The 9,351-nt window shown below is 54.1% G+C and carries 6 protein-coding genes; 3 read left to right on the top strand and 3 right to left on the bottom strand.

What is annotated here, in order from left to right; genetic code table 11:
• Positions 1-879: KPN_02809 family neutral zinc metallopeptidase (gene ypfJ, locus OB13_RS10980; protein ID WP_461490211.1), on the bottom strand; the 879-nt coding region annotated here is incomplete at its 3' end.
• Positions 880-1,637: 758 nt separating this feature from the next.
• On the opposite strand from ypfJ, the gene OB13_RS10975 reads away from it, so the two are divergent.
• The gene (locus OB13_RS10975; protein WP_461490210.1) at positions 1,638-2,336 is read left to right on the top strand and encodes a protein-L-isoaspartate(D-aspartate) O-methyltransferase; all 699 of its coding nucleotides are present in this window, start codon (positions 1,638-1,640) and stop codon (positions 2,334-2,336) included.
• A 42-nt stretch (positions 2,337-2,378) separates the two neighbouring features.
• On the opposite strand, the gene OB13_RS10970 is transcribed toward OB13_RS10975, so the two are convergent.
• On the bottom strand, positions 2,379-4,580 hold the full coding sequence (locus tag OB13_RS10970; RefSeq protein ID WP_461490209.1) for an acylase: 2,202 nt from the start codon (positions 4,578-4,580) through the stop codon (positions 2,379-2,381).
• 214 nt (positions 4,581-4,794) lie between these two features.
• Here OB13_RS10970 and OB13_RS10965 point away from each other — a divergent pair, with 214 nt between their 5' ends.
• Together OB13_RS10965 and OB13_RS10960 are read left to right on the top strand one after the other, a co-directional pair.
• Positions 4,795-6,675, top strand: coding sequence for a gamma-glutamyltransferase family protein (locus tag OB13_RS10965; RefSeq protein ID WP_461490208.1), 1,881 nt, complete (start codon positions 4,795-4,797; stop codon positions 6,673-6,675).
• 131 nt (positions 6,676-6,806) lie between these two features.
• Complete coding sequence (locus OB13_RS10960; protein ID WP_461490207.1) at positions 6,807-7,712, top strand: serine hydrolase; 906 nt, start codon at positions 6,807-6,809, stop codon at positions 7,710-7,712.
• Between the two features lie 19 nt (positions 7,713-7,731).
• On the opposite strand, the gene OB13_RS10955 is transcribed toward OB13_RS10960, so the two are convergent.
• On the bottom strand, positions 7,732-9,204 hold the full coding sequence (locus OB13_RS10955; RefSeq protein ID WP_461490206.1) for a trypsin-like peptidase domain-containing protein: 1,473 nt from the start codon (positions 9,202-9,204) through the stop codon (positions 7,732-7,734).
• Between the last annotated feature and the right edge of the window lie 147 nt (positions 9,205-9,351).

The following is a 9,351-nucleotide window of genomic DNA, read 5'->3' as shown; positions in this document are numbered from 1 at the left end:
AGTATCGCCCTGTGACACATCGCCTGTCTCGAAGCCTTTTCTAAACCAGCGGACTCTTTGGGCTGAGGTGCCGTGTGTGAAAGAGTCTGGCACCACTCTTCCTGTGGATTGCTTTTGAAGACGGTCATCGCCGATGGCACTGGCTGCATTCAGGGCTTCTTCCAGATCGCCGGGCTCCAAAAACCCGGTTGAACGCTGGGTATGATTCGCCCATACACCGGCATAGAAATCAGCCTGCAGTTCTACCCGTACCATGAGCTTATTAAATTCCGTTTCGGATAACTGGCCCCGCATGGCGTTTACTTGGTCCATGGTACCGGTGAGTTTCTGCACATGGTGCCCTACCTCATGGCCCACTACATAGGCCTGCGCAAAGTCTCCTTCAGCACCCAGTTTGCTATCCATCTCTTCAAAAAAGCTGAGATCGATGTAGAGTTTTTCATCGCCCGGGCAATAAAATGGTCCTGTGGCAGAAGAAGCAAGTCCACAGGCCGAGTTTACCTGCTCCGAAAACAACACCAGGGTAGGTTCTCTATACCCTTGTAGAATCTTGTTCCAGACATCTTCGGTATCTGCCAGCACAACGGCCGTCTGGTCGGCCAGTGCCTGCTCTTCCGGGTTTGGCTGGTAGTCGGTTGACTGTGCATACTGCGGTTGCCCACCCAAAAATTGTTGTATGAGCGCGATGGGATTGGTTCCTGTCAAAAACATCAGCAGCACCAGCACCGCCACAATGATCAGCCCCACCTTTGAGAAAAGGAGCCGGAACAAAGGTACGAGCAGCATGGGACTGATGCCCCTGCCACCTCCGAAACCGCCTGCTGATTGTCCTCTACGGTCTTCTATATTGCTGCTTTTTCTTCTGCCTTGCCATTTCATAAAAATCTTTATTTAAAGAAGTGAATGATAGCGGATTTGCCAGTTTTCTACCTTGCTGCTGAAGGTCTATACCTAAATCCAAACAGTATAACGGCAGGAAGCATTACTCGGATGCACGCAATGTATACAGCATGCCTTTGCCGTTGTTCCGATGAGCTGTCTATACCTTTATTTTGCCTGTTTCTATACCTTGGCTTAGTCATCATAGGAAATGGATCGGACGGAAATTTGTTGTAGTAGCTGTCGGTCCGGATGCCGTTGCCAAAGCACTGCTGGAAGAAGGTCTGCTGATCGGGATTTGCAATCCCGAACGAATGTACCTGCGGATTTGCAATCCGTTTCAGCGCAGTCAGATGGACTGGGATTACGAATCCCCGGCTTAGAAACTTCCGGATTGAAATCCGGAAGAGCGCAAAACAAGTATATGAATGCTTCAAGTTTCAACTTGGAGCTTGTTCGGGACCAGTTTGTAACGGGCGTGGATCAAACTGTATAGCTAGGCCAGTTACAAACCGGCCTCATTGTTAAGCCAGGTTGAAAACTTGAAGTATGGAAGTTTGAAAGAAAGAACAGTTTATACTTGTAGCATAATTGTAGCCCCTTAACAAGCGCTGCCACAGCTTTCTCATATGACTACCTCGCCCACCCATCACCAGAACTAATTCTACCCGCCTAAGTATAAAATAAGTACTCCTGGTACGCTGCTGGCGGATGCTGTTTATTTTTAGGTTGCCTTCCTACCGGAAATGTTTCTGGCTATGGTTTCACCGTTTTCTCTCCTGCTTTTGTTGCTGCTGCTTTCCGTTCCGGTACAGGAAGAAGTATACAAGGAAAGGAGGGAAAAAATGGTGCAGCAGGCCATCGAAAGGCGGGGTATATCTGACAAAGGCGTGCTCAACGCCATGCGCACCGTCAAACGGCATTTGTTTGTTCCCCCGGAGCTGGCCGACCAAGCCTACGAAGACAATGCCCTGCCCATTGGCTCCGGCCAGACCATTTCACAGCCCTACATCGTGGCCTACATGACGCAAGTGCTCCGGCCAACTCCCCGGATGAAAGTGCTTGAGATCGGAACCGGCTTCGGCTACCAGGCGGCCGTGCTGGCAGAGATCGTGCGGGAGGTATACACCATCGAGATCATCCCGGAGCTCGGGAAATCGGCAGCCGAGCGCCTCAAAAATCTGGGCTATGACAACGTACACGTGAAGGTGGCCGACGGTTACCGGGGCTGGCCCGAACAGGCACCCTTCGATGCCATCATCGTCACGGCCGCGGCCGAAACCATACCTCCTCCCCTGCTCGCGCAACTCAAAGAAGGCGGCCGGATGGTCATCCCGGTTGGTTCCCCCTCCTCGACGCAGCTACTGACGATGGTAGAAAAAAAGAAAGGCAAAGCAGTTACCAAAAGCCTGCTGCCGGTGGTGTTCGTTCCTTTTACAGGAGACGATCAGAACTAGCTTCCGGGAGCAAACCCGGTACGGGCAGCTATACCTGCCGGCTTATCTTTTGCCCGGCTGGTAGGTCGCTGTCGCGCGCTTCTCCACGTCCTCGCGGTAATAGGCTACATCCTTGAACTGCACATCGGCATACCTTTGCGCCTGGTCATCGAAATGCGGGGAATTGGGGTCACTGCTTTGTCCGCCGGCCAGCATACTCTTCGCTTTTACCTTGTCCCCGAATTCCACAACCGCTACAAAGCTGTTGCCGGAAGTGCCGTAGAGGCGCTTCGTGTTGTAGGTGTTCGATCCGTAGGAAGCCAGCGCTCCCCAGTTCCCCGATGCCATACCTACCGGCAGGCTGGGCAGTGCATCGTTAAACGGCTGTTTGATCTCCCCGTTAATCCGTTGAAAACGGTTTATCTCTCCCCAGGGTGTCTGCCACTGACCGAAGTCCTTTTCGACCTGGGCGATGGTCTGCCCGAAAATCTCCAGGCGCTCCGCTGCAGGCGCAGTATGGGTGTAATATTCAAAGCGCTCCACCACGTTCAGGCCTTTGGGTGCGCTGCCGTTTTTGAGCAGGTTGGTCGCATAAAAATGCGCCAGCGACATGGCCACTGATTCTTTTGAAACTGCATAATTCCAGGTGCGCATCACGGCTATCGCTTCCTTCAGTTTCGGGTCTTTGGGTTGCTGCGCATCATACGCTTTCACCAGCCCCGGTATCAGCAATTCGAAGCCCGGCAGGTAGGGGTCATAGGCCAGCGCGATCAGTTTGTCGAGTGTCAGATCATTTGCTTTCTTCAACAATCGGATCGCATGGATGCCGCGGAAGTTCTCAGGGGACTGCGACATGTAGACCGGGTAGTCTTCCGGCTTCGGGCTATACGCTCCGGCGCTGGTAAAAGGCGTGGAATTACAGTTCTGGATCCAGCCGTTGGGCGGGTTGATTACCGTGATAGTTTCTTCGAGCGGATGCAAGCCTTTCCAGTCGGTTTTGGGATTGCTGCCATCCACAGGTTTGGTATAATCGAAGGAGGTATCGCGCACTGGGAAGAAGTTGCCGTGGTAGTAGGCAATATTCCCATCTGCATCGGCATACACCGTCCCGTTGGAAGAGTTTGTCCGCAGCTGCATCATCTCATGAAATTCCTTCAGGTTGCGTTTCTTGGTGCGTGTGTACGACTGGGTCAGGGCATCGACCGGTTTCCACATCAGGGCCGTGGCCACCCACTTGTCCCCGTTCTTGTGCGTGATGGGGCCATGGTGTGTGCGGTAGGTGGTGAAGGTTTTCTGCTTTACTTCTTCTCCGGCTTTGTAGGACAAGGTCACTTCCGAGGTCGTGACCGGCCGGTTTTCATTTCCATACCGGTAAAACAATTTGCCATCCTCTTTCACAATGGTTTCTTCAAATTCGTCGATCACATCGGCATAGGCGGAGGTATGCATCCAGCCGGTCTTTTCATTGAAGCCCTGGTAGATGAAGAATTGTCCCCAGGTCACAGCGCCATACGCATTCAGCCCTTCTTCGCTCACCGCGTGTACTTCTCCCCGGAAGAAGAAGGACGTGTGCGGGTTAATCAGCAGCATGGCATTGCCGGAGGCGGTATGTTCGCCGGCTATCGTAAAGCCGTTGGAGCCTTTGGGTTCTTCGAGCAGGGCCGGGTGCACGAGTCCGTCGCCGTAGCTGTTGAGTCCCAGCGATTTGTTGTTCTCATAAAACGCTTTGATCCGCTCCGTGGAAACGCTCTCGATGTCACCGCCAATGGAGCCTTCGCTGAAATACATCGGCATCCAGGGTTCAAAGCGTGTCAGCAGTTTGGGTTTCACTTCCGGATGAGTATGGAGGTAGTAGTTCACGCCATCGGCAAAAGCGCGGCAGAGGGCTTTGAGCCATTCCGGGCTTTTCTCATAGTTCTGGATGGCTTCCTCCTGGCTCATGTAGAGCTTAGCCCGCAGGTCGCTGTAGAGCATCTCCTCCCCCTCCACTTCGGCCAGCCGGCCTGTCGCCCAGTGGTAGTTTCGTTCTACCCGGTTAAAGTCATCTTCGCACTGCGCATACAACAGCCCGAAGACCGCGTCGGCATCCGTTTTCCCGTACACGTGCGGCACGCCAAAATCATCCCGTATGATGGTCACGCGCGCTGCCTGCTCTTCCCAGCGCGTCAGCTCCTGCGAGGAAACCGCTTTTTCGTTGACCGAACAGGAAAAAAGGAACGTGATAAAAAGAAGGAAGGGAGCCGTGTGCCTGCTGAAGTAGTTCATGTGCTGAGTCAGTTGTAGGATAACCAGGTACCAATGTAAAGAGATTTCCCGAAATCAGCCTGTAAAAATTCATCTGCTTTTTGCTTGTATACTTTACCTCAACAGACGCTGTATATCCATCAGAACTACATGCACTTCCAAACACCTGTGTTTAACACAGGGGCCATTTGTTTGCTAGCTGATTTTACTTAATTTGGTTGCTTAAATTTGATATATGAAACAGCTATACACGCTTCTGCTCTTCCTTGCTTTCACCTTCACGGCCTCCGCCCAGCAGACCCAAAAACCCGTCCTGCATGGCAAGAACTGGATGGCCATCACCGGCAAACCCCTGGCGGCCACAGCCGGCGCCATGACCTTCCAGAAAGGCGGCAATGCCGTGGATGCCGCCTGTGCTATGCTGGCTGCTACCTGCACCATGTGGGATGTGCTGAGCTGGGGCGGCGAAACACAGGCCCTGATCTACAACCCGAAGACCAAGAAAGTCATTGCGATCAATGCCCTAGGCGTAGCGCCGACCGGTGCCACCGTTAAGTTCTTCAAAAGCAAAGGGTATAACTTCCCGCCCGAGAACGGCCCCCTGGCTGCCACAACGCCCGGCACACCCGGCGGGCTGATGCACATGCTGGCCAACTACGGTACCCTGAGCCTGGAGCAGGTGCTGGCCCCCGCCATGGAACTGGCAGCTGGCTACCCCATCGAAGCGCAGACGGCCAATAGCATTGAGAAAAACAAAGCTTTGCTCAAGCAGTGGCCTTACAGCAAAAAAGTATTCCTGACGCACCCCGGCGAAGAAAGGGAAGCGCCGGAAGCAGGTGAGATATTCGTACAGAAAGACCTGCTGCAAACGCTCACCAAACTGGTGGAAGCAGAACGCGAGGCCCTGAAAAAAGGCAGTAGCCGCAAAGACGCCATTATGGCGGCCTACGACCGCTTCTATACCGGCGATATTGCGAAGGAATTTGTGCGGGGTTCCAAAGAGCAGGGCGGCCTCATCACGATGCAGGACCTGGCCAAATGGAAGCCGATCGAAGAAGAACCCCTGATGGTGAACTACAAAGGAATCGACGTGTACAAGCTACAGCAGTGGACGCAGGGACCGGTGCTGCTGCAGGGCCTCAACATCCTCGAAAACTTCGACCTGAAAGGCATGGGCTACAACAGTACGAAGTACATCCATACCTTGTACCAGGCCATGAACCTCTCCTTTGCCGATCGGGATTTCTACTACGGTGATTCTTATTTTGCCCCCGAGGAACCCATGAAAGGCCTGCTGAGCAAGGAGTACGCCAAACAGCGCGCCAGCCTGATCCGCTACGACCAGAACAACCCGGGCATCGGCCCCGGCGATCCGTACCCCTTTGAAGGCCGGAAAAATCCTTACCTCAAACTCCTGAAGCAAAGAGGCTACGAACTCGATACGACCAAGCGCAACTTCGCTCCTACCCACGACATCCGCAACGGCTCTTCTATGGCCGAATACCAGGAAAGGCTGTGGCTGGGCACGACCACCATGGAAGCGGCCGATAAAGAGGGTTGGGTGGTTTCGATCACGCCTAGCGGTGGCTGGCTGCCCGCTACTATTGCCGGGAATACAGGTATAGGCATGAGTCAGCGCATGCAGAGCTTTGTGCTGGACGCCAACCTGAACCCCTTCAACGTGGTAGAGCCGGGCAAACGGCCACGCGTCACGCTGACACCTTCTATGGCTCTGAAAGATGGCAAGCCCTTCCTTTCCTTTGCCGTGCAGGGCGGGGATACGCAGGACCAGAACCTGCTTCAGTTCTTCCTCAACGTAGTCGAGTTTGACATGAATGTACAGCAGGCGGCCGAAGCAGCCAACTTCAATACCAACCAACTCTGGCTCTCTTTGGGTGGCTCGAAAACAGACGACCGCAAGCCCAAGCCGGGGCACATCCTGCTGCACGACAGCACACCGGAAGCCGTGCGGAACGAACTCAAAAAGATGGGCTATACCTTGAGTTTTGATGACCGCACCAGCGGCCCGATCAACGCCATTTACTTTGACTGGAAACACGGCAGCTTCTGGGGAGGCTCCAGCAACCACGGAGAGGATTACGGTATAGGCTGGTAAGGTATAGCAACGACTGCTTTGGCCGGTTACCAGATAGAAAAACATGTTCAGACCTTGATTTCACTTGTCGCTCCACCTGTTGCCCCTTCGCAGCAGGTGGCGTTCAACCTTCTCCCACTACTCTCTGACGTATGACGTACCGCTCACTTTCTCCTGTTCTGCTGGCACTTTTGCTGGTGGCCTGCACCTCAACCAAACAACCCCGGCATGCTATGAACCAGTTGCGCCAAAAAATTACCAAAACACTCGATCAGCAGGAAGGCACATTTGCGGTGGCCTTCAAAGACCTGAACACAGGGGAGGAATTGTTCATCAACGAACATGAGCCATTCCATGCGGCCAGCACCATGAAGACGCCGGTTCTCATCGAAGCCTATAAGCAGGCAGCCGAAGGAGCATTTTCTTTGTCGGACTCCATCCTGGTCAAAAACGAATTTAAAAGCATCGTGGACGGCAGCCTGTTTAGCATCGGCGCCGAAGACGACAGCGAGGCGGAACTGTATACTAGGATCGGTGAGAAGCGCCCTTTCTCAGAGCTCCTTTACAAGATGATCATCCACAGCAGCAACCTGGCTACCAACATCGTGATCGAACAGCTCGACGCCAGAAAAGTAACCCAAACCATGCGGGAACTGGGAGCCAAAGACATACAGGTGCTGCGGGGCGTGGAAGACGGCAAAGCCTACGAAAAAGGACTCAACAACACCACGACCGCCTACGACCTGATGGTGCTCTTCCAGCAGATGGCGGAAGGCAAAACCGTCAGCCCGGAGGCATCGCAGGAAATGATCAACATTCTGCTGGATCAGCAGCACAAGGACGTGATTCCGGCCCGTTTACCCAAAGACGTGAAAGTAGCGCACAAAACCGGCTGGATCACAGGTGTCCGCCACGACTCGGGCATCGTGCTGTTACCGGATGGCCGCAGGTATGTGCTGGTCTTGTTGTCCAAGAATATAAAAGATGACAAGGCGGTGACCGCTATGCTGGCGCAGGTTTCCGAGCTGATCTACCAAAACAAGACGAAAAAGGACTGAACCTGGCGAAGCAGCACACTCAGGCCCCGAGCGGGAAGCTGAATACGAAGCGGGTCCCATCCGGCAAAATGCCTTCCAGGCGCACCGAACCGCTGCGGGAAGCGCCTAGCACCTTGTTCAGATCAGACAGGCTGCCGACCGGGTTGCCGTTTACCCGGGTTATGATCGATCCTCTCGGTATACCTGCCGAGTCGAAGAATCCGCCTCGCTGCACTTCGGTGACATACAATCCGGCGCGCAGGCCGTAGCGCTCTTTCACCTGGTCGGGCAAGGGCGCAAAGGCTGCCCCGAGCCGGGCCTCCAGTCCGCTGCCCGCTACTTCTTTTTCTGCCGTCTCTCCTTTTAGCGTGACACTGGCCTTGCGGGTGCGGCCATCGCGCAGGTAGCTCAGCTCAATTTTATCGCCCGGATGGTGGCGCGCAACCCGTTCCGAAAGCTCAGCCGAAGATATTACCCGGACGCCGTCTATACTTTGGATGATATCACCCTCTTTCAGACCTGCTTCCGCTGCCCCGCCTCCTGGCTGCACGGCCAGCACGTATACTCCCTTCACGTTTGCCGGATCTATACCGCGCGCCTCCAGCATCTGGTCTTCCACGGCAGGTGCCGGAAAACTCACCCCCAGATACCCGCGTCTTACTTCACCAAATTTCCTCAGATCGCTGACAACCTTCTGCATGAGGTTGACAGGTATAGCAAAGCCGTAGCCGGAATAGCTGCCGGTCATGGAAGCAATGGCGGCATTGATGCCGATCAATTGTCCGTTCGCATTCACCAGCGCGCCCCCGCTGTTGCCGGGGTTGATGGCGGCATCCGTTTGTATAAATGATTCGATGGCTGTGTTGGCACCAGCCTGTGCCGGGTTGCCATAGCTGTCTTGGCTCGGACGGTTCAGGATGCCGATGCTTCTGCCTTTGGCACTGATGATACCAGCTGTCACGGTCGAGTTGAGCGACAAGGGATAGCCTACGGCCAGTACCCACTCCCCAACCCGCACGCTGTCGGAATTGCCGTTCGGCACTACAGGTAAATCCTTTCCTTCGACCTTCAGCAGGGCCAGATCGGTGCCGGGATCGCGGCCGATCAGTTTGGCTGTGAAGCTGCGCTTATCAGTGAGGGTAACTTCTATCTCGGATGTGTTTTCGATGACGTGGTTGTTGGTCACGATATAACCGTCAGCTGTGATCAGCACGCCCGAACCAGCTCCCCTGGCCGGAGCAGGGTCCTGCGGTACCCCATAAAGGTCGTAAATCGGGTTGCGGTTGGCAGCTGCAGACACCTCGTAGAGGGTCCTGATATGGACGACAGCAGGCGTTACCCGGGCAGCAGCCTGTACAAGATCCGGTTGGCCGGTGGAAGTGACGGCAGCGGAAGAATTGTTGAATAAACTAAGAGGTTTGCCATCAGGAGAAGCGGAAGACGTTCTTTGGTCGATGTACCGGTAGCCGGCTATAGCCAGTGCGGCGGAAAAAAGTGCAATCAGTAATACCAAGCCCGCCTGTTTCATGTCTCTTACATTATCTGAATAATTCTTAACCTATCGGCAGTACGCTCCTTTTCTTAATTGCCCGCTGAAAAAGTACGATCCAATGGAATAATCTAACTAACGCGGAGGGTATTTTTAGGTTTAGCTTTCCCC

Source organism: Pontibacter sp. HJ8, assembly GCF_054824225.1.
Note: the sequence above shows the minus strand (reverse complement) of the source record. Positions and strands in the feature narration are given on the sequence as shown.

Bases quoted from the DNA above. Each gene is read 5' to 3' on its own strand.
- OB13_RS10975 (WP_461490210.1), top strand. From the start codon at position 1,638: ATGGTTTCACCGTTTTCTCTCCTGCTTTTGTTGCTGCTGCTTTCCGTT.
- OB13_RS10970 (WP_461490209.1), bottom strand. From the start codon at position 4,580: ATGAACTACTTCAGCAGGCACACGGCTCCCTTCCTTCTTTTTATCACG.
- OB13_RS10960 (WP_461490207.1), top strand. From the start codon at position 6,807: ATGACGTACCGCTCACTTTCTCCTGTTCTGCTGGCACTTTTGCTGGTG.
- OB13_RS10965 (WP_461490208.1), top strand. From the start codon at position 4,795: ATGAAACAGCTATACACGCTTCTGCTCTTCCTTGCTTTCACCTTCACG.